Below are 23,320 nucleotides of genomic sequence, written 5' to 3'. Positions count from 1 at the left end.
GCGGCCTCCCCCAAACGCAAATCGGCCACCCTGGGGCGGCCGATGGCAGTCCTGAAATCCGGGCGATCCGCGGCTTAGTAGCCGTATCCGTAGCTTGAGCCGAAGCTGAAGCCGCGATTGCAGGTCGAGCAACCCTGCGGCACCGGCGCGTAATAGACCTGCGCCGGAGCAACCATCTGGACGCGCTGCTGGGTGGCATATTGCGCCGGGATGTGCTCGTAGTCGACGCGCGCAGGCGCAACCATCACGGTCTTCGGCACCATCACGGTCTCATACTGGGCCGGCGTGCGATGTCGGACGGTGCGGCCGGGAGCGACCATGACCGTCTCTTCGACGGTGCGGTACTGCGGCGGCACCACCTGCTGCTGATAGCAGGTCTGGCACGGCGGCGGCGGTGCGTAGCAGTTATAGCAGCCTGCCGAGGCAACACCGGGCATCGCCATTCCGGCGACAGTGGCGAACAGTGCTGCGGCAATCATTTTTTTCATGACGGGACCCCGTGGCGAGCTTGTTTGAAATCAATTCGTATCGCTCAGATGCACGACACTTAGCCAAGCACCATCACCGGTCAATTCAGACCTGATATTTACCTTGATGAACGTGCTTAAGAATAGATGATGGAGGCTCTTTCAGACATCAGGTTCAGAGGATGGATCTGGAACTATGCACACGCGGTACCAATGCATCTCACACAGATGGCTCAACCACGCCAAAATCTCGCCCATTGACGCAACTTTCTCGCAAATCGAACAGAGCGCGCGGATTCGTATGATTGAACCACTCTTTTACACTCGGATAACTCAATGGAACGATCAGCTAGCTCGATGGAACGATCAGATAACTCGATCGCGCAACGTGCTAATACATCATCCAGCTCCGCCGCATGGTTTCGCAATCGCTGCATCTCTTCCATCCAGGGGATTCCGGCTTGCGTCCGGGGTAGCCAATCACTGTTGAATTTGATCAGCTCGGCGCGAAACATCTCCCGGTTAAAATCCCGCTCAGGTCGCCATTGGGAGATCGTCGATGAGTAGATGCCTTCAAGCCGAACTACCAGGCAATCTAGGTCTGCCTCGGAGCGCACCTTTTTGCTGACGACCGCTGCATCCAGTGGATCGTAATCATCTATTGCGCCGGTCAACAATTCCAGCGTCGGCTCGCGTTTCAGCAGACCCAGACCGAAATTCAGGCGACGTCCGTTTTCGAAATTCCCGGACGTCACGAGCCCGCCGAAACCGCGACCATCGACCAGTACGACGGCTGCACCGACCGCCATCGCTTCCAGCGCCGTTCGCGCTGTCGCGAAAACGAGATCGTTTTCTGCAAAGACTCGCTCGATATCGCCGATTGGCCGGCCAACTCCGTGTCCGTGTAATTCGAGCGGGATGCCTTTGGCCCGGCAGGCTTCAACGATCAGCTCAATCGGGCCGCTATGCTTGACCAGGGAAACGGCACGCGCCGGCCGCACCGGCAGAGACGTGGAGCGCGTCTGAAATCGTCCCAGATCGACCGCATTGGGCAAAATGTCGATCCTCTCGGGCGCCACCCCTTCGGTTACGAGGCGGGAACGACACGTGTCATCAACAGCAAAAATGCGCCTCACCTGCGCAAAGCGAGGAAGCTGATCAAACCAGGACTGCGCATCGTGACAGACCCATATTGCGGGCACGGAGGGAAACGCGATGATAGCTTCAGCTGTCGGCAGCGTGTGATGTCCATGGATGATATCGGGAACGCCATCGAATTCCCGCAAATCGTCGATCACCCGGATCTTGTCAGATCGCACCTCATTCGCGAATTCGCCTAACGCAGGAGCATATACGGTGACGTCGTGACCTGCCTCACCAAACCTTTGAGCCAGATCCCGGACGACAATTTCGGTGCCAGACCTGTGCGAGAGCTGGATATTTGTGAAGAGGATCTTCATTCTTTAAATTTCGAAGCTCTTCGCCAACTGGGCGAGGATAGCTTCAACATGCCTCCACCGGATGACCTCGCGGTAAACCCCTCTGTGAACGCGTTCTTCGCCATACTGCTCATAAAGCGGCTTGATCTGCGGTTTCTCCAGCAAGAGTTTGAGATCCGGAGGCGCGAAGAAATACTCCGCCCCCAAAGCATGCGGACCTTCAATTTTCGCGATCTCCTCTCTCTCTCCATCTATCCCGGGATATCCCTCGATGGAGCGTTGCTTCGCACGGAGTTCGTCCTCCGATAGTTCGACGACACCGACACACTTTCCCATATCTCTGGTGCCAGAGATTGCGTTTGGAACAACCATATACTGGAGCACAGCTATTTCTCTTTTCAAAGCTAGCGAGGCGTGCTGCGCCGCGATCCGCCCGATGACATGAGCCAGATCATGGCTCACCGAATAAAGCTGCCATCCATCGACAACCAGAACCGTGACCTCATTTGCAATCAAGGTATCAACGGTCACCCTGATGAGATGCTCTATTCGCGATGCATCGCCTGCCAGGACCTGTGAATAAAACTCGCGATCCAAAAGATTGCCAAATATGCTGGCGCGCCGCCCGCTCAGAGACTCGATCAAATCCGACGTGGCCGCCAATCTTGCGCCATCGGTGCCGGAGCGCGCGCCCGTGGTCAGAACGAAGCAGAGCGGTTTCTGTCGGGACAGCCATCCATGGATTCGAAGTTCGTGACCCGGATGCGCGGAGAAAAATGCCGAACTGGTTGAAATCATCATTATTATTGAAATCCTCGAAAACGCCGCCGAACGGTGGACTGGCGATCAAACCATCGCCAGTTCCAGCTGGGCGCGGCCAAATGATCGCTGCGCTAATAGGAATCAAGCAAAAACAGATGAATCCCGATCATGGCGAAACAACGAAACCATCCAGGGCTTGGTGGCCTATAATCGCTGACATGGCAAATGCACCTCCTGCGCGGGCCTCCACCGACGCAAGCGCCGCAGCTTCGGAGCAGGCATTCGAGATTCCCGCGGGATGGCCGGCATCTGTCGTCGGGGTGCAGTAACCGATCATACAGAGTGCCCCCGCACTACGATGAAACGACCGCTTCGTGCGGCATTCCATGCTATCTACGACGTTTGAACTCCCCATAGCGATTCCCTCCCCCATGGCCAAAAACCTCCTGTCCTTCGTCTGCCAGAATTGCGGTGCCGCCTATAACAAGTGGCAGGGCAAGTGCGATGCCTGCGGCGAGTGGAATACGCTGGCCGAGGAGGACACCACCGGCGTCACCACGATCCCCGTCAGTGCGCGCTCCAAGCGCAAGGGACGCACCTTCAACCTCGAAAGCCTGACCGGCCAGAGTAACGATGCCCCGCGCATTGCCTCGGGGATGGGCGAGCTCGACCGCGTCACCGGCGGCGGTTTCGTGCGCGGCTCGGTGCTCCTGATCGGCGGCGATCCCGGCATCGGCAAATCGACCTTGCTGACGCAGGCCACCAGCCTGATGGCGCGGGCCGGCCACCGCGTGGTCTACATTTCCGGCGAAGAAGCCGTGGCGCAGGTGCGGCTGCGCGCGTCGCGCCTGGGCCTCGCGGACGCCTCGGTGCAGCTCGCGTCGGAAACCTCGGTCGAGGATATCGTCGCCACGCTGTCGGAAGGCACGATACCGCGGCTGATCGTGATCGACTCGATCCAGACCATGTGGACCGACACGGTGGAATCCGCGCCGGGCACCGTGACCCAGGTCCGCGCCTCGGCGCAGGCGCTTATTCGCTTCGCCAAGAAATCCGGCGCCACCATCATCCTGGTCGGCCATGTCACCAAGGACGGCCAGATCGCCGGGCCTCGCGTGGTCGAGCACATGGTCGATGCCGTGATGTCCTTCGAGGGCGAAGGCTCGCAGCAGTTCCGCATCCTGCGTGCGGTGAAGAACCGCTTCGGCCCAACCGACGAAATCGGCGTGTTCGAGATGACAGGTTTGGGTCTGCGCGAGGTCTCCAACCCGTCCGAGCTGTTCCTGTCCGACCGCGATCTCGGCTCGCCGGGCACAGCCGTCTTCGCCGGCATGGAGGGCACCCGCCCGGTGCTGGTGGAACTGCAGGCTCTGGTTGCACCAACGACCCTGGGTACCCCCCGGCGCGCGGTGGTGGGCTGGGATTCATCGCGCTTGTCCATGGTGCTGGCAGTGCTGGAAGCCCATTGCGGCGTCAAGCTGTCGGGCTACGACGTCTATTTCAACGTTGCCGGGGGATTGCGCATCAACGAGCCCGCCGCCGACATGGCCGCTGCCGCTGCCTTGGTCTCGTCGCTCTGCAACGCGCCACTGCCCACCGACGCGGTCTATTTCGGCGAAATCTCGCTGTCCGGCGCCGTACGCCCGGTGGCTCAGACCTCGGCACGGCTGAAGGAAGCCGCCAAGCTCGGCTTCGGCCGCGCGGTGCTGCCGGAATCGGCGCGTGGCGACCCCGGCGGCGATGCCGGACTGTCCCTCAATACCATCGGCGGCCTCACCTCGCTGGTCGCCGATATCGCTGCGCGCGGCGTCAAACCCACGCGCGACAACAGCAAAAGCACAGATGCCGGGAAAAATACCGCACCGGCGCGATTCAAGCGCCAGGATGGCTGACACGCGGGTGACCTGCGCCGTCACGCCCGCTATACAAATCAGGCGCAGATGACTGCGCAAACCTCCACACGCTCCGTTAAGGCATTTTGCTCAAAGCGGAACAATGGTGTGATCTGGTGTACTCTTGCGGCCGATAGCGGTTTTCCGGCCTTGCGAGACATGCCATATCACCGTCACCTGAAGCGGCCGCCTGTGCCGATTCGCGGTTTCTGATTCACGAGCGGACCTGACCAGCCGATGCCGATCACGATTCTCGACCTTGTCTTGCTCGGCGTCATGCTGATCTCCGGCCTCTTGGCCATGGTCCGCGGCTTCATGCGCGAGATCCTGTCGATCGCGGCCTGGGGCGCGGCGGCGCTGGTCACCCTGTTTGCTTTCCAGAAACTGCTCCCGACGGCTAAAACTTATTTCAACAACGATACCGTCGCCAGCATCGTGGTGGTGGCCGGCGTGTTCATCGGCACGCTGATTGTGGTCTCGATCATCACCGTCCGCATCTCCGACATGATCCTGGATTCGCGCATCGGCGCGCTGGACCGCACCCTGGGCTTCCTGTTCGGCCTCGCCCGCGGCCTCCTGATCGTGGTCGTCGCCTTTCTGTTCTTCTCATGGCTGGTGCCGGACAAGCAGCGTCCGGACTGGGTCACGGGTGCAAAATCACGTGTTGTTCTGCAGGGAACCGGCGATTGGTTGATGGCGCTCTTGCCGGATGACCCTGAAAACACCATCTTGAAGAGGTTCAAGAAAAACAAACCCGATGAGGATACGACCGACGCCGAGCCCGCAGCGCCCGGCGCCGCGGATGGCTATTCGAAACCTGCCCGCGACAGCCTGAAAAAGCTGATCGATGGCAAACCGGCGGGACGCTAGGCGTTCTTAGTTTCTCGCGACACCTGAAAGGCGCGATGGATCCAATGCAGAGCCCTTCCGACGACGCGAGCACCACCATGCGAAATCCCGACCTCGACGGCGACATGCTCCGCGAAAAATGCGGAGTATTCGGTATCTACGGACATCCCGATGCGGCGGCGATCACCGCGCTCGGCCTCCACGCCCTCCAGCATCGCGGACAGGAGGCAGCCGGCATCGTCGCCTTCGACGGCAAACGCTTCCACTCCGAACGTCGCCTCGGCCTCGTCGGCGACACCTTCTCCCGCCGCGAAGTGATCGAGCGCCTGCCCGGCACCGCCGCCGTCGGCCACACCCGCTACTCCACCACGGGCGAAACCATTCTCCGCAACGTCCAGCCGCTGTTCGCCGAACTCAATGCCGGCGGTTTTGCGGTGGCCCATAACGGCAACCTCACCAACGGTCTGACCCTGCGCCGCGAACTCGTGAAGAACGGCGCGATGATGCAGTCGACCACCGACACCGAGGTCATCCTGCACCTCGTCGCGCACTCCAAGCGCAACCGTTTCATCGACCGTTACATCGAAGCGCTGCGCGCCATCGAAGGCGCCTATGCGCTGGTGTCGCTGACCAACAAGAAGCTGGTCGGCGCGCGCGATCCGCTCGGCATCCGTCCGCTGGTGCTGGGTGAACTCGACGGCTCCCCGATCCTCGCCTCGGAAACCTGCGCGCTCGATATCATCGGTGCCAAGTACATCCGCGACATCGAACCTGGCGAAGTCATCGTGTTCGATGAGAACGGCGCACAGAGCCACAAGCCATTCGCGCCGCAAGCACCGCGCCCCTGCATCTTCGAATATATCTACTTCGCGCGCCCTGACTCGATCGTCGGCGGACGCTCGGTCTACGACACCCGTAAGGCGATGGGCGAACAGCTCGCCCGCGAGACCCATGTGGAAGCCGACGTCATCGTGCCGGTGCCGGACTCCGGCGTCCCTGCTGCGATCGGCTACTCCCGCGCGTCGGGCGTGCCGTTCGAACTCGGCATCATCCGCAATCACTATGTCGGCCGTACCTTCATCCAGCCGACCCAGAGCGTGCGCGAACTCGGCGTACGCATGAAACATTCTGCCAACCGCGCCGCCATCGAAGGCAAGCGCATCGTGCTGATCGACGACAGTCTGGTGCGTGGCACCACGTCGAAGAAGATCGTCAAGATGATGCGCGACGCCGGCGCCAGCGAAGTCCACTTCCGCATCGCCTCGCCGCCGATCACCCATCCCGACTATTACGGCATCGACACGCCGGATCGCGCCGGCCTCCTCGCCGCCACCCACACCCTCGAAGAAATGCGCGACCTGATCGGCGCCGACACGCTGGCTTTCGTCTCGGTCGACGGCATCTACCGCGCCATGGGCGAACCCGGCCGCGATCCCGCCCATCCGAAATTCGCCGACCACTGCTTCACCGGCGACTATCCGACCCCGCTCACCGACATGAGCGAGATCGACGCCCCGCGGCAGCTCTCTCTGCTGGCCGAAGCGAGCTGAGCCAGAAAAAACGGCTATCGCCACTATCGACTAAACGCCGTCATGGCCGGGCAAAGCGCGAAGCGCGGCTTCGCTAGATGTCCCGGCCATCCACGTCTATAAAACCACGCACTAAAGACGTGGATGCCCGGAACAAGTCCGGGCATGACGGAGTGAAGCTGCCCATGACCAAATCCCTCGCCTCCCGCATCGCCCTCGTCACCGGCGCCTCGCGCGGCATCGGCTATGCCACTGCCCTCGCATTGGCCAAAGCCGGTGCGCACATCGTCGCGGTGGCCCGCACGCAAGGCGGCCTCGAAGAACTCGATGACGCGATCCGTGCCGAGGGCGGCAGCGCCACGCTGGTGCCGCTGAACATCACCGATCTCGACGGCGTCTCACGCCTCGGCGCAGCCCTGCACGAACGCCATGGCAAGCTCGACATTCTGGTCGGCAATGCCGGCGTCGCTGGTCCCTCGTCGCCGCTCGGCCATATCGAGATGAAGCCATGGAACGACACCATGGCCACCAACCTCACCGCGAACTTCCAGCTCATCCGCTGCATGGAGCCGCTGCTGCAGCAGTCCGATGCCGGCCGCGCCGTGTTCATCACATCCGGTACTGCCAACAAGGCCTCCGCCTATCGCGGGCCCTATGCCGTCTCCAAGGCGGCGCTGGAAACACTGGTGCGCGTCTGGGCCAACGAGACCGCGACGACGAATATCCGCGTCAACCTGTTCAACCCCGGTCCCGTGCGCACGCATATGCGCGCCATCGTGATGCCCGGCGAGGATCCCGAAACACTCGACACGCCGGCGCAGGTTGCCGAGACCATCGTGCCGCTGTGCCTGCCGTCCTGGACGGAGACCGGGAAGTTCGTCGATTACAAGACCGGCAAGGTCATGAGCTTCCACGCACCGTCGTAGTGCCGATCAGTCGGATGGGTAGAGCGAAGCGAAACCCATCGCTGTCTTTCCTATGAGTGATGGGTTTCGCTCCGGCGCCATGCACCTCTGCTCTACCCATCCTGCACAATGCGGAACGCCGCGCGTCTTCACCGCGCCGCAAGATTGACTCTTCCCCATCGCCGGACTTCACTTCCTCCCAAGCGGGACAACCCGCACCGACAATCAGGGAGGTCGTCATGGCGTCGCCAACTCATCGCGCGTGGTCGCTGCGTATACTTGCAACAGCCGCACTCACGCTCACCGCGCTCTCCCTGTCACCTCCTCCGTCCCGCGCCGCCGATATCCCGCGCTTCGAGGTCGAAGCATCCTGGCCGAAGCCGCTGCCGAACAACTGGATCCTCGGCCAGGTCGGCGGCATCACCACCGACAAGAATGGCCATGTCTGGGTGATCCATCGCCCGCGCTCGCTCACCGATGACGAGAAAGGCGCAGCGCTCAATCCGCCGCGCTCGAAGTGCTGCGTGTCCGCGCCGCCGGTGCTCGAGTTCGACAGTGATGGCAATCTGCTGCGTTCGTGGGGTGGCCCCGGCACCGGTTATGAATGGGTCGGCCGCGAGCACGGCATCGAAGTGAGCGACGATGGCTTCGTCTGGGTCGGCGGCAACGAGGCCAACGACAACGCGATCCTGAAATTCACCCTCGACGGCAAGTTCGTGATGCAGATTGGCGCAATCGCGCCATCGAAAGGCAGTAACGACACCACGCAGCTCGGCAAGCCCGCCGAGACCGCCATCGACAAGGATGCCAACGAGATCTATGTGGCCGATGGCTACGGCAATCGCCGCGTCATCGTGTTCGACGCCACAACCGGCGCCTACAAGCGGCACTGGGGCGCCTATGGCAACAAGCCGAATGACGACAAGCAGGCGCCCTATGACCCGAACGCGCCGGTGTCGCAGCAATTCGCCAATCCCGTTCATTGCGTGAAGCTCACCAATGACGGCCTCGTCTATGTCTGCGACCGCATCAACAACCGCGTGCAGGTGTTCAAGAAGGATGGCTCATTCGTGAAGGAGTGGTTCTACGAGAAGGCCACCCTCGGCAATGGCGCTGTCTGGGATCTCGCTGTCTGGCCCGATCCGAAACAGAGCTGGCTCCTGACTGCCGATGGCGAGAACAACGAAATCCGCGTCATCAATCGCGACGACGGCAAGGTTGTCGGCACCTTCGGCCGCAACGGCCGCCAGGCCGGCCAGTTCCACTGGATTCATGCCATGGCAGTGGATGCCAAGGGCAACGTCTATACGGCCGAAGTCGACACCGGAAAGCGCATCCAGAAATTCAAGCTGGTCTCGGATGCGTTGAAATAGCCAAGCCGTGCGAAGCGGTCGAACTCAGTTCGGCCGCTTCCGCTTATGCGCGAACGGATTGGCCTTTTCGCGCAGCGTGATGCGGATCGGCGTACCCGGCAGGTTGAAGGCCTCGCGCAGCGTGTTGGTGAGATAGCGCAGATAGCTCGTCGGCACCGCGTCGGCGCGCGAGCAGAACACTATGAAGCTCGGTGGACGTGCTTTGGCCTGGGTGACGTAGTTCAGCTTGAGGCGACGACCTGACACGGCCGGCGGCGGATTGTTGCCGATGGCATCCTCGAACCAGCGATTGAGGCCGGCCGTCGGGATACGGCGATTCCAGATCGAATAGGAGTCCTCGATCGCCTTCATCAGGCGATCGACGCCCTCGCCCATCAGGCCGGAAATCGCGACGATCGGCACGCCCCGGACCTGCGGCAGCCAGTGATCGGCATCGGTGCGCAATTGACCGATCTGGCCGCCCTGCTTCTCGACCAGATCCCATTTATTCACCGCGATCACCAATGCACGGCCTTCGCGCTCGATCAGATCGGCGATGCGCAGATCCTGTTCCTCGAACTTGTTCTGCGAGTCCATCATCAGCACGACGACTTCGGCAAAGCGCACGGCGCGCAGCGTATCGGCGACGGAGAGCTTCTCGAGCTTCTCCTCGATGCGCGAACGGCGACGCAGGCCGGCGGTGTCGAAAATGCGGAAGTCGCGGCCCTTGTAGTTGAGCTCGACCGAAATGCTGTCGCGCGTAGTGCCCGCTTCCGGCGAGGTCAGCAGGCGCTCTTCGCCGAGCAGATAATTGATCGTCGTCGACTTGCCGGCATTGGGCCGCCCGACGATGGCGACACGGATCGGCCGCGTCTCGATCTCTTCTTCGGGAATGATGACGTCGTCATCGTCGAATTCTTCGGGCTCTTCGACCGGCTCCGGCATCAGCACGCGCAGCGCATCATAGAGCTCGCCAAGGCCTTCGCCATGTTCGGCGGAGATCTGGATGGGATCGCCGAGGCCCAGTGCATAGGATTCCATCGCGCCGATTTCGCCATGCTTGCCTTCGCTCTTGTTAGCGAGCAGCAGCACCGGCTTGTTGGCGCGGCGCGCGAAATCCGCAAAGGCACGATCGTTCGGCGTGAGCCCCGCACGCGCATCGATGACGAAGAACAGCGCATCGGCCAGCGCGATCGCCGTCTCGGTTTGCTCCTGCATGCGCGCGGTCAGCGAGCCCTTCGGGCCTTCATCGAGACCGGCGGTATCCACCAGTGTGAATTCGAGATCGCCAAGCTTGCCCTCGCCCTCGCGGCGGTCGCGGGTGACGCCGGGGGTGTCATCGACCAGCGCAAGCTTCTGCCCGACCAGACGGTTGAACAGCGTGGATTTGCCGACGTTGGGTCGGCCTATGATCGCAATGGTGTAAGACATAGGTGATCCGTGCGCCCTTTACGGACAGCCTGTCAATGAGAGGGCGCGCGATCTCAGCGCGAGAAACTACCCGACGGCACTGGTGCCGGGAATGGTGTGGTGGCCTGCTGGGCAGGTGCTGTCGTTGCTGCTGCCGGCTCGTCCGCCGGCGGCGCGGTGGTGCTGCGACGACGGGCGACCTTCTTGCCCTTCGGCGGCGGCGGCGCGGCGGCGGTGCTGCCTTCTTCGGCGGCGGCGGCATCGGGCTCGGCGGCCGGCGCTGCGCCATCCTGACGAACGGTGCCGACCTGAACCGAGCCACGATTGCGCGACTTGCGGCCCTGGGGCTCCGGCGCAGGCGCCGTCGGCTGTGGCGTTGCCGTTGCGGCGTCCTGCGCGCGCTGGCGCTCGACATTCTCCTTGTAGAGATCCTTCGGCACGCCCTGTTCAAGGCCAGGGACGCCATCGGGGAACACCGGCTTGCGGTCGCCCGGCAGCTTCTTCTTGGTGTCCAGGAAGTCGAGCAAATCAGCAGGATCCCAGCCGGACATGCTGCCGCAGCCCGAGAGCGCGCTGGACAGCGCGATCAGGACGGCGGCGGAAACGAGGCGTTGCATCGGGCGCATGGACGACTTCTCACTCAACTCGTGATCTGAACGATCGGCTTCAGGTCGGCTCTAATTCAGCTTGTCTTGCTCGGCTCTCGCTTAGCTCTTGGCTGCGGGCGGCAACAGCGCCTGCAGCGCTTCGGCGCGAGTACGCAGGCTCGCCGGCGTCTCCGCATCGTTGGACATCATGTCGAGCCACTGTCGCGTCGCCACGGCGTTGTTGGCCTTCCAGGCCGACAGCGCCAGCAGCTCGCGCGCCGAATGGCGATAGGTGCTGGTATTGGTCGTCGCCGGCTCCAGGCGCGTCTGCATCGCCTCGTAGGGCGTGGTCTCCAGCAACAGGCTGCCGGCGCGGATACGCGCCAGATCCTGCTCCGGCGCAGGAACGGTGCGATCTGCGATGATGTCGTCATACAGCTTCACCGCGGCCTGCGGATCGCGCGAAGCGGCCTCGGCAGCGGCGCGCAGACGGGCCAGCGTGCGGTAGCCGGACGGCGCCTCGGAAGCCAGTTTGGTGAAGGCAGCTTCGGCCTCGGCATGCTTGTTCTGCTCGGCCAGTTCAGCCGCGCGATCGAACGCCGCACCGGCCTCTCCGGCCTTCTTGGCCTCGAGATAGGTATAGCCGCGCCAGCCGCCGACACCGACCACGATCAGAATCGCGACTGCAATGATCAGGAGCGAATACTTTTCCCAGATCTTCTTGAGCTGCTCGCGACGCAGGTCTTCGTCGACTTCATTAAATAATTCAGACACTTAAAGGTATCCTGTCCCCGATGGGCCGCGCTCACCCCGAGCGGCGCCGGGCATATGCGCTCCGGCATGGCGGCGGCGATACCCTAGCGTTATGGCGCTGGCAAGGCAAAGCCAGCGCGATCAAAGCGTTATCCCGCAATGCTTAATTCGAACCGATACCTTTCCGGGGCGTCAGTTCATGCCCCCGGCGCCGCCGCTGGTGCGGCCATTGGCGTTAGACCCGGCACTGTTGTCGCCGAAGGCCGAATTGGCATTGTTACCGCCGAGCGCGGCATTGCCGCGGGTATCGTTGAGCGGGTTTGCGACCGGACGGGGTTCCTCGAGACGGTAATGGGGCTTCCGCTCCTTCTTGACCGGCTCCGCCTGCGAAATCGCGGGAAGCAGCGCCAGCACGGCGACAAAGCTCAGGAATTTCAACGTCTTCATAGTTATCATCCTTCGCATCTGCCCCTGCATTTCAACCCCGACAGACCCACAAAATTCCTGCGGAAATCCTGCGGCCGCCTCGCGTCAAACCTGCGTCAGCCCTTCGGCTTGCCGCCATAGACATGTTCCGGTCCCGGAAATGCGCGCGAGCGCACATCGGTGGCGTAACCCTCGATGGCCGCCTCGATCATCGGGCCAAGATTGCCATAGCGCTTCACAAACTTCGGCACCCGCGCCGACAGGCCGAGCATGTCTTCGAGCACCAGCACCTGACCATCGCAGGCCGCGCTCGCGCCGATGCCGATCGTCGGGATTGCAATCGTCTCGGTGATTTTCCGCGCCAGTGGTTCGGCGACCGCTTCGATGACGACGGAGAACGCGCCGGCTTGCGCGACGGCGATTGCATCGTTCTGGATCGGACCGGGCAGGTTCTCGCCGCGCGCGAGTGCTTCGGCTTCTTCCTTGCCCTGCGAGCGGAACGAACCAAGGGCTGCGATCGACTGTGGCGTCAGACCGATATGGGCCATCACCGGAATGCTGCGCTCGGTGAGGAACGCGATGGTCTCGGCCATGCGCGCGCCGCCTTCCAGCTTCACGGCGCCGCAATGGGTCTCTTTCAGAATGCGCGCGGCAGAATGAAACGCCTGCTCCTTCGAGGCTTCATAGGAGCCGAACGGCATGTCGACGACGACTAGCGCATGCTGCGAGCCGCGCATCACGGCATGGCCCTGCAGGATCATCATCTCCAGCGTCACCGGGATTGTCGTCTCGAAGCCATGCATCACATTGCCGAGCGAGTCGCCGACCAGGATGACGTCGCAATAGCGATCGACCAATGAGGCCGTATGCGCATGATAGGAGGTGAGCATCACGATCGGCTCGCCGTTCTTGCGCGCGAGTATATCCGGTGCGGTCTTGCGCTTGATGGCCGACTGAACTGACATGAACTTAAGCTCCGAACACGGGGACGCCGATCACCACCGGATGAAAGGCGAAACCCAAAGCAATATAGGCGACGATACCGACCGCGACCGCAATCGCGTCATTCATCGGACCGCCCACCGGGATCGGCGGACCGCCGGCGTCGGCGCGATGTTTCATCGAGATGCGATCGATCACCGCCCAGGCCAGGAAAGATCCGAACAGGATAATCGAGCCGAGATCGCCATTGGCGAGCAGATGCGCGGCGGCCCACAATTTGATGCCGGCGAGCATCGGATGTTTCAGCGTGGTGTAGATGCGACCGCGGATATAGGACGCGGCGACCAGGATCACCGCCGGCAGCATCAGCGCGACGGTGATGTGTTTCATCGCCGGCGGCGGCGTCCAGACATTGATCCAGCCGGTCGCGCGATATTCCGCGAAGCCCCAGATGATCAGCGCGAGGCCGACGGCGGAGATCAGCGCAAAGCCGAGCTTGTAGACGCTCTCGCCCAGACGCGCGATCAACTCCGCGCGCGCCTCGCGCCTGATGATGAACAGGTGAATGCCGAGAAACAGCACGAGGCCGAGGATCATCACGATCAGTCCCATGATGTTCAGTCCTCTCGCCCGGGCGGTTGCGTGCCGGATGGGTTGCCCGCCCTGAAATTCCCACTATGGTCCCGCCCGGCCAGCGGATTTTAGCCGCCTTTGGCGCCGGTCAGACGGTTTCCGGGTATCACTTTTCAGGGGACGCACGCAATGCTGCGAAACGACACGACATCTGCCCGGTTTCGCCTTGCGCTCGCAGCGCTGCTGTTCGCGACGCTGCCCTTCGCAGCGCACGCGCAGGCGCCCGTCTGGCCACCCAAGCTGGTGCGCATCATCGTGCCCTTCGGCCCCGGCGCGAGCCCGGACATCGTCGGCCGCGTGCTCGCCGACAGTCTGCAGGCGCGGCATCCCGGCACCAATTTCGTCGTGGAGAATAAGCCCGGCGCCTCCGGCAATATCGGCACCGACGCCATCGCAAAATCCACGCCGGATGGTTCGACCATCGGCATCTCGCTCGGCGGTCCCCTCGCCATCAACACGCTGCTGTTTGCCAAGCTGCCCTACAATCCCGACACCGACATCGCGCCGATCACCTTGCTGACGCAGTTGCCGAGCGTGCTCGCGGTGCCGACCAGCCTCGGCGTCAACACCGTCGCGGAATTCCTCGCCAAGGCCAAAGCCGATCCGAAGGGCCTCGGCTACGGCTCTATTGGCGTCGGCACGCTGTCTCAGCTCTGCATGGAAGCGATCGCGCAGAAGGCCGGCGCCAACATGGTGCACATCCCCTATCCATCGTCACCCGCGGCGACCACCGCGCTGATCCGCGGCGATGTGCAGGTCGCATGCCTCCCCGCCATCGGCGTCACGCCCCAGCTTTCGACGGGGGCCGTCAAGATCCTCGCCGTCACCACCGCGAAGCGCTCGCCATTTCTGCCGGATGTGCCGACGCTCACCGAGAGCGGCATCGACGTGCAGTCCGATGCGTGGAATGCACTGGTCGGCCCGGGCGGGCTGTCTGGAGATGTGGTGGCGACGATCAATGCGGAAGTGACGCAGACGCTGGCAGAGCCCGGCGTGATCGAGAAGCTGAAGCTGCAACTCATCACGCCGTCGCCGACCACGCCGGACCAGCTTCGCAAGCGGATGGCCGGCGAGAAGGCGCTGTGGTCCGACGTGATCAAGGCGGCGAAGATCAGGATCGATTGAGAGCGAAGGCACCCGGTTCCTAACCTCTCCCCGCAAAACGGGGAGAGGTTAGGACCCCTTCACACGAACCTGCAGTTCCGGTCCGCCTGTGCCGAGCCGACCAGCGACGTCACGGGAACGCTGTAGCTGTTCGTTGTTGGTGTCTGGCCCCGCGGGGCGAAGACGAGCACGCCATGTTGCTTGATCGACTGTTTGGCGTTGTTGATCTGGACGTCGATCGCGCACGAGACCTTGCGGTCGCAACCGTTCTCGTAATCCAGCTTGAACGAGTATTTGCCGCTGCTTTCCCAGTAGCCAGCATATTTGTTGGCAACGCAGGCCTTGGCTTCCTCGGTCCAGTTGTCGGCGTCAGGCCAGAACAACAAGGCGCTGCCGCCGGTGAGCGCGCCGACCGCGCCAACAATCGTCGCAATCACTACGAACCTGCGTTTGAGCATCGCCGTCTCCGAGATGGTTTCCCCTTCGTCGCGGCGGATGGCACAGCGGTTCATGCCGCGCATTACTTCCCGGACTGCCCCTCAAGATCCCGGTTATCGACATAGCGGATCATGATCGGCCGCCCCGCGAGCGCGCCGCCGAGGCCCTTGGTCAGCTTCAGTGGCAGGCAACCGTCGAGCGAAGTGTTGATAGCCTTGAGATAGGTGTCGCGCATGTCCTGCGGCGCATCCTTGCTGGCAAAGGTCACGCGCGGCGATGCGATGGGCCTGCCAGACCTGTTGAACGAGAACATCACCGACATCTGCATTCCCGCACGTGCATGATCCACCGCGGGCGGCGACCAGCACGATCGCAACGCCGCGAACAGGTCGCCAAGATTGTCGAGGTCATGATCGGGCTTGCGATAGCGATCCTGCTGATCCTCAGGCGGCACGCTCATCACCGTGACCTGCAGGTTCTGGCCGATCGGATAATTGATCTCCGGAATGCACGGCCCATGATCGAACACGCTGCACGTGTATGGCGTGCACGGCCGGCCATCCAGCACGCTGCACGGCCGGTGCGAAAACGGCACCGCATCGCCGGCGCGCAGCCGCCGCGCCTCGGCCTGCCCGGCGAATGCCGTCAGGACGCCGGCGATCAGAAGCGACAACAGCCGTCCTGCCATCGGAACAATCCTTGCAAATACGCCCTCGCCTGAAATGATACGGGCGTGTGGCGTCATCAAGATCGGATGGGTCACAACCGCACGAGCAGACCAGCAACGGGAGCGCCTGTCGAACGGCTCATCGCAGAGATTGTTGCGCCTGCGTGCAGTCCGGCACCACACGTCGTCATCACACCCCCAACCTCAGGAGACCAACATGAGCAGTCCTCAGGTACATCGTGATATTTCCACGACCATGAAGCTCGAAATCGTCGTCGTTCCCGTGTCGGATGTCGACGAGGCCAAGAATTTTTACGCAAGCCTTGGCTGGAGGTTCGATGCTGACTTCGTGGCCGGCGACGACTATCGCGTGATCCAGTTCACGCCGCCAGGGTCGGATTGCTCGGTCATCTTCGGCAAGAACGTCACCGCCGCGACGCCGGGCTCGGCGCAGGGTCTGTATCTGATCGTCTCCGACATCGAGGCCGCCCGTGCGGACCTGCTCGGCCGCGGCATCCAGGTGAGCGACGCCTTCCACGCCGGAGATGTCAATAACGGGCCGGACGAACCCTATTTGTTCGGACGGCTGCGGGTGAATGGCCCGGATCCCGCGCGGGCCAGCTATCGTTCCTTCGCGTCATTCAGCGATCCCGATGGCAACGGCTGGCTGTTTCAGGAAATCACAACGCGGTTGCCCGGACGTATCGATGCCAGTGCCACGACGTTCAAGTCTCCGGCTGACCTCGCAGCCGCCCTGCGGCGCGCGGCCATAGCGCATGGCGAGCACGAAAAGCGCAGCGGCGGCCAACATGACGAGAACTGGCCGGACTGGTATGCCGACTACCTGGTGCGCGAGCAGACGGGCGAGCCGTTGCCGACATAGCGGACGTACTGCAAGGCACATGGGAAGACACGACAAGGGGAATGTATGACCACCAACGCAGAACCGACCACTCCGTTCGAGCGCAGCCACTCCATCGTGATTGCGGCTGCGCCCGAAGCCGTGTTCGATTACGTCACCAATCCGAAATCATGGCCGGAATGGCTGCCCTCCTCGCACCAGATCGATTGCGACGACCGCCCCATGGGCTTCGGCGACACCTTTCACGAACACTGGTCGACGCGCACCGGCCCGGTGAATCTCGACTGGCTGGTGATCGCCTGCGAACACCCGAAACTGTGGATCGGCCTGACGCACACGCCGTTCATGGGCCCGATCGTGGTGCAGTATATCTGCGAGCCGACCGACGACGGCACCAAGTTCATCCGCACCATGCGCAACCCCGCGCGGCCGAAGCCGCCGACGGCCGAGATGGTTCAGCGCATGGATGAGGAAGCGGTGCTGGGACTGGGTAATATCAAGAGGAATGTGGAGGGGCAAAGAACCTAGAGCGGATGGCGCAGTGTCATCCGTGAAATTGGCGAAGGCGCCGCGGTTCCGCCTATCCCAGGGATAGCTCTCCGGCGCGCCGGTCCGATATACCGGCCGGCACATCGGCAGAGACGCTCGATAGTGCATGGGAAATCGTGCGATTACGACCGCCTCGCTTCGCTTCGTAAAGTCGCCCATCGATCCGCTTGTACAGGCTCAGCCAGCTATCGCCCGGCTGCAGCGTCCCCACGCCGAAACTCACAGTGACGTGCCTTGCTCCGCCCGGGATGACAAATCTGTTCTGCGCGATCGCGATCCTCAGCCGTTCGGCGTAATCAACCGCATCCTGTTCATTGGTGTCCGGAAGGAACACCGCAAATTCCTCACCGCCCAGCCGCCCGACAATGTCGCGTTTGCGCGACGCGCTGCGCAGCATGCGTCCCACCTCTCCGAGAACATCGTCCCCGACGTCATGACCGAGGGTATCGTTGACGTTCTTGAAGTGGTCGATGTCGCACAGAGCGAGCGCAGCATGGCTCGCTCTGTGTTTGTGCAGATGGGCGGATACCCGTTCCTGAAAGCCGCGCCGATTCAGGATGCCGGTCAACGGATCAAGGTCGCGTTCGCGACGGAGATCGTCAATCATGTCGGACACTGCTGCAGCGAGGATGGCCAACGCCAGGCCGGCGCCAAGCACGGCGAGCGACAACTGGAGCGCTTGCCAGAACATCGAATTGGCGAAAGCGGTCTTGTCGGTCGGCGCGGTAAATCCGACCGTGAGCAGGGTTCGCGGAAAGAAATGCAAGCCGAACAGCAGCAGCACCCAGAACAGAGCCCTGTCCACATATCGCCCCCGCGCCAAAGCGGTGAGCCGCCACGCTGCGATCACCATCAGGAGGCCGTAACCGAAATTCTGGATGTAGACCCGGGCGATGAGATTACGGTCGATATAGAAGAAATAGGCGAGCAGAAGCACGAAGGCGGCAAGGATCGCCATATCGATGGCAGGGCCGAGGGGCTTACCCGAACGCAGCAGGATGCCCTCCACGGCGGCGATCACCGCCGCGGTGTAGAGCGCGCCCGACACGATGGCATTGGGCCCTGCCCCGGGCGGCCAACCCAGAATCTGCGACATCGCGCCGAGGGCAAACAGGACGCACGCGCCGGCCAGCAAGAACAGGTAGTTGCGCTTCTTCTCGATGAGCCACGCGCAGACGAAGGCAATCCCGAAGACGACCAATATGCCGGGCGCAATCAGTTGGAGCGTAGTCTTGACGACGACCCCGTCCATCTCACTCAAACCTTCCCATAGGCCAGGCCGTCGTGGCGCGACTGCCTCAACACCGACGCCTCAACACCGAGTGCCTCGTAGCCAGAAAACGCTATCAAATTTGAGCAGAAATGCCTCAAATTGGAATCGATCCACCGGAAGCAGGATCCTCACCCCGTGGATGATTGAACAGCTTGAGGATCCCGGCAGTTTCAAGAAAGCGTGAACGCCGACGCATTGAGACATCGTGCGGCGCCAAAGGCCCGCGTTGGGCCAAGATGGATGGCCGCGTCAGGCCCGGCCACGACGTGGCAGTGAGTGTCGCCTCACATTCAGCCGGCACACGCGGCTTGACCCGCGTATCCATCTTTACGCGGCGTCAAGAAAAGGAAAGCGTCCTCACCCCTGCTTCTTCACGTCCTTGATATCCGAGAACACGATCCCTTCAGCGCGTTCCTTGGTGTAGTTCAGATAGAAGTCGTTCTTCGCCAGGAACACCGGATCGCCGTCGACGTCGTCGGCGACACCGGAATTGTTGTTCGACATGAAGGTCTCGAGCTTCTTCTTGTCCTCGGACGAAATCCAGCGCGCCAGCGAGAATTCCGAGACTTCGAAACTCACCGGGAGCTGATATTCCGCATCGAGCCGCGCCTTCAGCACGTCGAGCTGCAGCGGGCCGACCACGCCGACCAACGCCGGCGCTCCGTCGCGCGGACGGAACACCTGCACGACGCCCTCTTCCGACATCTGCTGCAAAGCCTCTTTCAGCTTCTTGGCCTTCATGGCATCGCCGAGGCGGACGCGACGAACGATTTCAGGCGCGAATGACGGCACGCCGATGAAGGTGATGTCCTCGCCGTCGGTCAGCGTGTCGCCGATCCGCAGCGTGCCGTGATTGGGAATGCCGACCACATCGCCGGCATAGGCTTCGTCGGCAATAGCGCGGTCCTGCGCGAAGAAGAATTGCGGCGACGACAGCGACATATTCTTGCCGGTGCGCACCAGCTTGGCCTTCATGCCGCGCGTGAGCTTGCCGGAGCATAGCCGCGCAAAGGCGATGCGGTCGCGGTGGTTGGGATCCATGTTCGCCTGGATCTTGAACACGAAGGCAGACATCCGGGGCTCGTCGGCCTCGACCTTGCGCAGATTGCTCTCCTGCGCGCGCGGCGACGGCGCGAAACGGCCAAGACCTTCGAGCAGATCGCCGACACCGAAATTGCGCAGCGCGCTGCCGAAATAGACCGGCGTCATGTGGCCCTCGCGGAACGACTGCAGGTCGAACGGCTTGGAGGCTTCCTTGACCAGTTCGAGTTCGTCGGCGATCTCGCCGGCATCGAGATTGGCGTTGCGGCCGGCCAGATCGGAAATCTTGATCTTCTCGGCCGCGCCCGTCTTGGCGCCGCCGCCTTCGAGCAAACGGATGCCACCGGTCTCGATATCATAGGTGCCCATGAAATCGCGGCCACGGCCGACCGGCCAGTTGATCGGCGTGGTGTCGAGGGCCAGCGTCTTCTCGATCTCGTCGAGGAGATCGAACACGTCGCGGCTCTCGCGGTCCATCTTGTTGACGAAGGTGATGATCGGGATGTCGCGCAGACGACAGACTTCGATCAGCTTCAGCGTCCGCGCCTCGATGCCCTTGGCGGCGTCGATCACCATGACGGCCGAGTCGACCGCGGTGAGTGTGCGATAGGTGTCTTCCGAAAAGTCCTCGTGGCCAGGCGTGTCCAGGAGGTTGAAAACATGACCCTGGAATTCGAAGGTCATCACCGAGGTGACGACGGAGATGCCGCGGTCGCGCTCGATCTTCATCCAGTCCGAGCGCGTATTGCGGCGCTCGCCCTTGGCCTTGACCTGCCCGGCCAGATTGATGGCGCCGCCGAACAGCAGCAGCTTTTCGGTCAGCGTGGTCTTGCCGGCGTCAGGATGCGAAATGATCGCGAAGGTGCGGCGGCGGGCGACTTCAGCGGCAAGCGGGGAACGCGCGGCTGAATCGACGGAAAGGGCGATATCGGACATAAAGGTGCCTGTGGCAGGGAAAACGGGCGCAATCAAGGGTTTTTGGGCGGGAAACTGGCCGAAGTGGCGACCATCGGCCGCGTTGCGATCCGGCTGCGTCGCCACCATATAACCTCTGCGAGGACGACCTCCAAATCATCATCTGCAGGGACGGCCCTGCCTGTATTCAGGGGGTCATCCCATGGCTTGGCTATTGTTGTTCGTTGCGGGTTTGCTCGAAGTCGGCTGGGCCGTCGGGCTCAAATATACCGAAGGCTTCACCCGCCTCGTCCCCTCCGTCCTCACCCTCATCAGCATGACCGCGTCAGTCGGCATGCTTGCCCTCGCGCTCAAGGAACTGCCGATGGGAACTGCCTATGCCGTGTGGACCGGCATTGGCGCGGTCGGCACAGCCGCCCTGGGCATGTACCTGTTCGGAGACCCGGCCACCGTAGCGCGGATCGCCTGTATCGGGTTGATCGTGGCGGGAATTGCCGGGCTGAAGCTGGTGTCGTGACGTGATCCCGCAGGATGGGGAGAGCGCAGCGAAACCCATCCTGCGGCTCACACATGGGGGATTCCGGGCTCCGTCCTGCCGCCTACGGCGTCGGTCCGTCCCCGGAATGACTGCGTCTTGTCAAATAAAGCTCAGATGCAGCAGCTTCACGATCCACCAGGTCGCGGCGGCGACAATCGCCGCGGCCGGGATCGTGATGACCCAGGCATAGACGATCGAACTCGCCACATTCCAGCGTACCGCTGACACACGACGCGCCGCGCCGACGCCGACGATGGCGCCGGTGATCGTATGCGTGGTCGACACCGGCACGCCCAGGAACGTCGCGGCGAACAACGTCGCCGCGCCGCCGGTCTCGGCGCAGAAGCCCTGCATCGGAGTGAGCTTGGTGATGCGCAGGCCCATGGTCCGGACGATGCGCCAGCCGCCCATCAGCGTGCCCAGCGCCATCGCCGCCTGACATGACAGCACCACCCAGAACGGCACCGAGAACTCGGTGCCGAGATGGCCTTGCGAATACAAAAGCACCGCGATGATGCCCATGGTCTTCTGCGCGTCGTTGCCGCCATGGCCGAGCGAATAGAGCGAGGCCGAAACGAATTGCAGGATGCGGAAGGCGCGGTCCACGGCGAAGGGCGTCGAGCGCACCGAAGCCCATGACACGATAGCCACCAGCACCAGCGCCAGCAGAAAGCCTACCAGCGGCGACAGCACGATGGCGAGCAACGCCTTGGTCAATCCGCTCCACAGCGCGGCGGACAGCCCCGCTTTCGCGACGCCTGCCCCCAGCAAACCGCCAATCAGCGCATGCGACGAACTCGAGGGAATGCCGAGTCCCCAGGTGATCACGTTCCAGACGATGGCGCCCATCAGCGCCGCGAAGATCACCGCGGGATCGATGACGCTGGGCTCGATAATCCCGGTGCCGATGGTGTTGGCGACATGCAGGCCGAACACCAGAAAAGCGATGAAGTTGAAGAACGCCGCCCACAGCACCGCATATTGCGGCCGCAGCACGCGGGTCGAGACGATCGTCGCGATCGAATTGGCAGCGTCATGCAGGCCGTTGAGAAAGTCGAACAGCAGTGCGATGGCGATAAGGCCGATCAGCACCGGAAAGGCGAGCGTGGCGTCCACCTGATAGCCCTGCCCTATACTTGTTCGATAACGATGCTGTTGATCTCGTTCGCAACGTCGTCGAAGCGGTCGGCCACCTTTTCAAGGTGCTTGTAGATCTCGGCGCCGACCACGAAATCCATGGCGTTGGCATCGCGGTGCTTGAGATAGAGCTCCTTGAGACCGATATCGTGCAGATCGTCGACGCGGCCCTCGAGCTTGCCGACCTCCTCGGTGATCGCGGTAAGCAGGCCGACATTGTCGCCGATGGCGCTCATCAGCGGCACGGCGCGGCCCACAAGGTTGGCGCATTCCACCAGGAGGATGCCGATCTCCCGCATCGGCGGCTCGAACTGGCGCACCTCGAACAGCATCACAGCCTTCGCCGTCTGCTGCATCTGGTCGATGGAGTCGTCCATCGCGGTGATGAGGTTCTTGATGTCGACGCGGTCGAACGGCGTGATGAAGGTGCGGCGGACGGCGGTCAGCACCTCGCGGGTGATGGCGTCAGCGTCATTCTCGAACTGGTTGACGCGCTGGCAATAGACCGGCGTCTCATCGCCGCCTTCCATCATCCCCGCCAGCGCTTCCGCGCCATGCACCACCGCCACGGAGTGACGGGCGAACAGGTCGAAAAACCTCTCCTCCCGGGGCAGAAAGGAGCGGAACCAGCGCAGCATAGGATCATCCAGGTCTTCGGGAAAACGCAGGGACCGGACCCGGCTCGCGGCTCCCGTCACACGGACGTCATAAAGCATTTCCGGCCAAGGCGAGCAATCGCACACCTTCTAGACCCGGTCATCCACCGCTTTATGACAGCCTGCTTTTCCTGAGGCAGTGCCCGGATTTAGAGCGAGTAATTGAATTCACAGGCGATTTCGCCATTCGTGCT

Annotated in this window: 24 protein-coding genes; 9 read left to right on the top strand and 15 right to left on the bottom strand. The window is 62.5% G+C overall.

Going from position 1 to position 23,320, the window contains the following annotated elements:
• Positions 1-74: 74 nt before the first annotated feature.
• The 3 genes from AC1RLZ_RS03350 to AC1RLZ_RS03340 all read right to left on the bottom strand — a co-directional run bounded on the left by AC1RLZ_RS03350 (position 75) and on the right by AC1RLZ_RS03340 (position 2,707).
• The gene (locus AC1RLZ_RS03350) at positions 75-437 is read right to left on the bottom strand and encodes a hypothetical protein (protein WP_493187530.1); all 363 of its coding nucleotides are present in this window, start codon (positions 435-437) and stop codon (positions 75-77) included.
• Positions 438-700: 263 nt separating this feature from the next.
• The gene (locus AC1RLZ_RS03345; RefSeq protein ID WP_493187454.1) at positions 701-1,927 is read right to left on the bottom strand and encodes a glycosyltransferase family 4 protein; all 1,227 of its coding nucleotides are present in this window, start codon (positions 1,925-1,927) and stop codon (positions 701-703) included.
• Between the two features lie 3 nt (positions 1,928-1,930).
• Positions 1,931-2,707, bottom strand: coding sequence for a hypothetical protein (locus AC1RLZ_RS03340; protein WP_493187453.1), 777 nt, complete (start codon positions 2,705-2,707; stop codon positions 1,931-1,933).
• Positions 2,708-3,099: 392 nt separating this feature from the next.
• On the opposite strand from AC1RLZ_RS03340, the gene radA reads away from it, so the two are divergent.
• The 5 genes from radA to AC1RLZ_RS03315 all read left to right on the top strand — a co-directional run bounded on the left by radA (position 3,100) and on the right by AC1RLZ_RS03315 (position 9,216).
• A complete protein-coding gene (gene radA, locus AC1RLZ_RS03335; protein WP_493187452.1) occupies positions 3,100-4,560 on the top strand; it encodes a DNA repair protein RadA in 1,461 nt (486 codons plus the stop codon).
• Between the two features lie 237 nt (positions 4,561-4,797).
• On the top strand, positions 4,798-5,430 hold the full coding sequence (locus AC1RLZ_RS03330) for a CvpA family protein (RefSeq protein ID WP_068731040.1): 633 nt from the start codon (positions 4,798-4,800) through the stop codon (positions 5,428-5,430).
• Between the two features lie 35 nt (positions 5,431-5,465).
• Positions 5,466-6,959: an amidophosphoribosyltransferase gene (purF, locus tag AC1RLZ_RS03325; protein ID WP_493187451.1), complete on the top strand. Its 1,494-nt coding sequence runs from the start codon at positions 5,466-5,468 to the stop codon at positions 6,957-6,959.
• 164 nt (positions 6,960-7,123) lie between these two features.
• The gene (locus AC1RLZ_RS03320; protein WP_493187450.1) at positions 7,124-7,864 is read left to right on the top strand and encodes an SDR family NAD(P)-dependent oxidoreductase; all 741 of its coding nucleotides are present in this window, start codon (positions 7,124-7,126) and stop codon (positions 7,862-7,864) included.
• Positions 7,865-8,082: 218 nt separating this feature from the next.
• Positions 8,083-9,216: an NHL repeat-containing protein gene (locus tag AC1RLZ_RS03315; protein WP_493187449.1), complete on the top strand. Its 1,134-nt coding sequence runs from the start codon at positions 8,083-8,085 to the stop codon at positions 9,214-9,216.
• A 24-nt stretch (positions 9,217-9,240) separates the two neighbouring features.
• Here the strand turns inward: AC1RLZ_RS03315 and der are convergent, their stop codons facing one another.
• The 6 genes from der to AC1RLZ_RS03285 all read right to left on the bottom strand — a co-directional run bounded on the left by der (position 9,241) and on the right by AC1RLZ_RS03285 (position 13,925).
• Positions 9,241-10,626 (bottom strand): ribosome biogenesis GTPase Der, encoded by a 1,386-nt coding sequence (der, locus tag AC1RLZ_RS03310; RefSeq protein WP_493187448.1) that lies wholly within the window; start codon positions 10,624-10,626, stop codon positions 9,241-9,243.
• Between the two features lie 53 nt (positions 10,627-10,679).
• Positions 10,680-11,231, bottom strand: coding sequence for a hypothetical protein (locus AC1RLZ_RS03305; RefSeq protein ID WP_493187447.1), 552 nt, complete (start codon positions 11,229-11,231; stop codon positions 10,680-10,682).
• Positions 11,232-11,312: 81 nt separating this feature from the next.
• Positions 11,313-11,966, bottom strand: coding sequence for a tetratricopeptide repeat protein (locus tag AC1RLZ_RS03300; protein ID WP_493187446.1), 654 nt, complete (start codon positions 11,964-11,966; stop codon positions 11,313-11,315).
• A gap of 171 nt (positions 11,967-12,137) precedes the next feature.
• Positions 12,138-12,392, bottom strand: coding sequence for a hypothetical protein (locus tag AC1RLZ_RS03295; RefSeq protein WP_493187445.1), 255 nt, complete (start codon positions 12,390-12,392; stop codon positions 12,138-12,140).
• Between the two features lie 95 nt (positions 12,393-12,487).
• Entirely contained in the window at positions 12,488-13,336 is an 849-nt protein-coding gene (gene panB, locus AC1RLZ_RS03290; protein ID WP_371422905.1) for a 3-methyl-2-oxobutanoate hydroxymethyltransferase, read from the bottom strand.
• A gap of 4 nt (positions 13,337-13,340) precedes the next feature.
• The gene (locus tag AC1RLZ_RS03285) at positions 13,341-13,925 is read right to left on the bottom strand and encodes an NnrU family protein (RefSeq protein ID WP_371422904.1); all 585 of its coding nucleotides are present in this window, start codon (positions 13,923-13,925) and stop codon (positions 13,341-13,343) included.
• A 150-nt stretch (positions 13,926-14,075) separates the two neighbouring features.
• On the opposite strand from AC1RLZ_RS03285, the gene AC1RLZ_RS03280 reads away from it, so the two are divergent.
• The gene (locus AC1RLZ_RS03280) at positions 14,076-15,071 is read left to right on the top strand and encodes a Bug family tripartite tricarboxylate transporter substrate binding protein (protein WP_493187444.1); all 996 of its coding nucleotides are present in this window, start codon (positions 14,076-14,078) and stop codon (positions 15,069-15,071) included.
• A gap of 59 nt (positions 15,072-15,130) precedes the next feature.
• Here the strand turns inward: AC1RLZ_RS03280 and AC1RLZ_RS03275 are convergent, their stop codons facing one another.
• Both AC1RLZ_RS03275 and AC1RLZ_RS03270 read right to left on the bottom strand, forming a co-directional pair.
• Positions 15,131-15,571: a hypothetical protein gene (locus AC1RLZ_RS03275; RefSeq protein WP_493187443.1), complete on the bottom strand. Its 441-nt coding sequence runs from the start codon at positions 15,569-15,571 to the stop codon at positions 15,131-15,133.
• Positions 15,571-16,176, bottom strand: a complete 606-nt coding sequence (locus tag AC1RLZ_RS03270) for a UCP034077 family protein (RefSeq protein ID WP_371422901.1) — start codon at positions 16,174-16,176, stop codon at positions 15,571-15,573. Before AC1RLZ_RS03270 ends, AC1RLZ_RS03275 begins: the two co-directional genes overlap by 1 nt.
• Before the next feature lie 196 nt (positions 16,177-16,372).
• Here AC1RLZ_RS03270 and AC1RLZ_RS03265 point away from each other — a divergent pair, with 196 nt between their 5' ends.
• Together AC1RLZ_RS03265 and AC1RLZ_RS03260 are read left to right on the top strand one after the other, a co-directional pair.
• Complete coding sequence (locus tag AC1RLZ_RS03265) at positions 16,373-17,038, top strand: VOC family protein (protein ID WP_493187442.1); 666 nt, start codon at positions 16,373-16,375, stop codon at positions 17,036-17,038.
• 45 nt (positions 17,039-17,083) lie between these two features.
• A complete protein-coding gene (locus AC1RLZ_RS03260; protein WP_493187441.1) occupies positions 17,084-17,545 on the top strand; it encodes an SRPBCC family protein in 462 nt (153 codons plus the stop codon).
• Between the two features lie 52 nt (positions 17,546-17,597).
• Here AC1RLZ_RS03260 and AC1RLZ_RS03255 read toward each other — a convergent pair whose 3' ends face one another.
• Positions 17,598-18,818 (bottom strand): GGDEF domain-containing protein, encoded by a 1,221-nt coding sequence (locus tag AC1RLZ_RS03255; RefSeq protein WP_493187440.1) that lies wholly within the window; start codon positions 18,816-18,818, stop codon positions 17,598-17,600.
• A gap of 378 nt (positions 18,819-19,196) precedes the next feature.
• Positions 19,197-20,816, bottom strand: a complete 1,620-nt coding sequence (locus tag AC1RLZ_RS03250) for a peptide chain release factor 3 (protein WP_493187439.1) — start codon at positions 20,814-20,816, stop codon at positions 19,197-19,199.
• A gap of 181 nt (positions 20,817-20,997) precedes the next feature.
• On the opposite strand from AC1RLZ_RS03250, the gene sugE reads away from it, so the two are divergent.
• Positions 20,998-21,312, top strand: a complete 315-nt coding sequence (gene sugE, locus AC1RLZ_RS03245; protein ID WP_371425061.1) for a quaternary ammonium compound efflux SMR transporter SugE — start codon at positions 20,998-21,000, stop codon at positions 21,310-21,312.
• Positions 21,313-21,432: 120 nt separating this feature from the next.
• Here the strand turns inward: sugE and AC1RLZ_RS03240 are convergent, their stop codons facing one another.
• A complete protein-coding gene (locus AC1RLZ_RS03240) occupies positions 21,433-22,449 on the bottom strand; it encodes an inorganic phosphate transporter (protein ID WP_371425062.1) in 1,017 nt (338 codons plus the stop codon).
• 14 nt (positions 22,450-22,463) lie between these two features.
• Positions 22,464-23,108 carry a DUF47 domain-containing protein gene (locus tag AC1RLZ_RS03235; protein ID WP_493187438.1) on the bottom strand — a complete coding sequence of 215 codons (645 nt, stop codon included), beginning with the start codon at positions 23,106-23,108 and terminating at the stop codon, positions 22,464-22,466.
• Between the last annotated feature and the right edge of the window lie 212 nt (positions 23,109-23,320).

The organism is Tardiphaga sp. GW822-FHT04G09, from assembly GCF_058800725.1.
This window is presented reverse-complemented; position numbering and strand designations above follow the sequence as displayed.

Bases quoted from the DNA above. Each gene is read 5' to 3' on its own strand.
- der (WP_493187448.1), bottom strand. From the start codon at position 10,626: ATGTCTTACACCATTGCGATCATAGGCCGACCCAACGTCGGCAAATCC.
- AC1RLZ_RS03345 (WP_493187454.1), bottom strand. From the start codon at position 1,927: ATGAAGATCCTCTTCACAAATATCCAGCTCTCGCACAGGTCTGGCACC.
- panB (WP_371422905.1), bottom strand. From the start codon at position 13,336: ATGTCAGTTCAGTCGGCCATCAAGCGCAAGACCGCACCGGATATACTC.
- AC1RLZ_RS03250 (WP_493187439.1), bottom strand. From the start codon at position 20,816: ATGTCCGATATCGCCCTTTCCGTCGATTCAGCCGCGCGTTCCCCGCTT.
- AC1RLZ_RS03260 (WP_493187441.1), top strand. From the start codon at position 17,084: ATGACCACCAACGCAGAACCGACCACTCCGTTCGAGCGCAGCCACTCC.
- AC1RLZ_RS03350 (WP_493187530.1), bottom strand. From the start codon at position 437: ATGCCCGGTGTTGCCTCGGCAGGCTGCTATAACTGCTACGCACCGCCG.
- AC1RLZ_RS03305 (WP_493187447.1), bottom strand. From the start codon at position 11,231: ATGCGCCCGATGCAACGCCTCGTTTCCGCCGCCGTCCTGATCGCGCTG.
- AC1RLZ_RS03285 (WP_371422904.1), bottom strand. From the start codon at position 13,925: ATGGGACTGATCGTGATGATCCTCGGCCTCGTGCTGTTTCTCGGCATT.
- AC1RLZ_RS03270 (WP_371422901.1), bottom strand. From the start codon at position 16,176: ATGGCAGGACGGCTGTTGTCGCTTCTGATCGCCGGCGTCCTGACGGCA.
- purF (WP_493187451.1), top strand. From the start codon at position 5,466: ATGGATCCAATGCAGAGCCCTTCCGACGACGCGAGCACCACCATGCGA.
- AC1RLZ_RS03275 (WP_493187443.1), bottom strand. From the start codon at position 15,571: ATGCGCGGCATGAACCGCTGTGCCATCCGCCGCGACGAAGGGGAAACC.
- AC1RLZ_RS03235 (WP_493187438.1), bottom strand. From the start codon at position 23,108: ATGCTGCGCTGGTTCCGCTCCTTTCTGCCCCGGGAGGAGAGGTTTTTC.
- AC1RLZ_RS03315 (WP_493187449.1), top strand. From the start codon at position 8,083: ATGGCGTCGCCAACTCATCGCGCGTGGTCGCTGCGTATACTTGCAACA.
- sugE (WP_371425061.1), top strand. From the start codon at position 20,998: ATGGCTTGGCTATTGTTGTTCGTTGCGGGTTTGCTCGAAGTCGGCTGG.
- AC1RLZ_RS03340 (WP_493187453.1), bottom strand. From the start codon at position 2,707: ATGATGATTTCAACCAGTTCGGCATTTTTCTCCGCGCATCCGGGTCAC.
- AC1RLZ_RS03330 (WP_068731040.1), top strand. From the start codon at position 4,798: ATGCCGATCACGATTCTCGACCTTGTCTTGCTCGGCGTCATGCTGATC.
- AC1RLZ_RS03265 (WP_493187442.1), top strand. From the start codon at position 16,373: ATGAGCAGTCCTCAGGTACATCGTGATATTTCCACGACCATGAAGCTC.
- radA (WP_493187452.1), top strand. From the start codon at position 3,100: ATGGCCAAAAACCTCCTGTCCTTCGTCTGCCAGAATTGCGGTGCCGCC.
- AC1RLZ_RS03320 (WP_493187450.1), top strand. From the start codon at position 7,124: ATGACCAAATCCCTCGCCTCCCGCATCGCCCTCGTCACCGGCGCCTCG.
- AC1RLZ_RS03295 (WP_493187445.1), bottom strand. From the start codon at position 12,392: ATGAAGACGTTGAAATTCCTGAGCTTTGTCGCCGTGCTGGCGCTGCTT.
- AC1RLZ_RS03280 (WP_493187444.1), top strand. From the start codon at position 14,076: ATGCTGCGAAACGACACGACATCTGCCCGGTTTCGCCTTGCGCTCGCA.
- AC1RLZ_RS03255 (WP_493187440.1), bottom strand. From the start codon at position 18,818: ATGGACGGGGTCGTCGTCAAGACTACGCTCCAACTGATTGCGCCCGGC.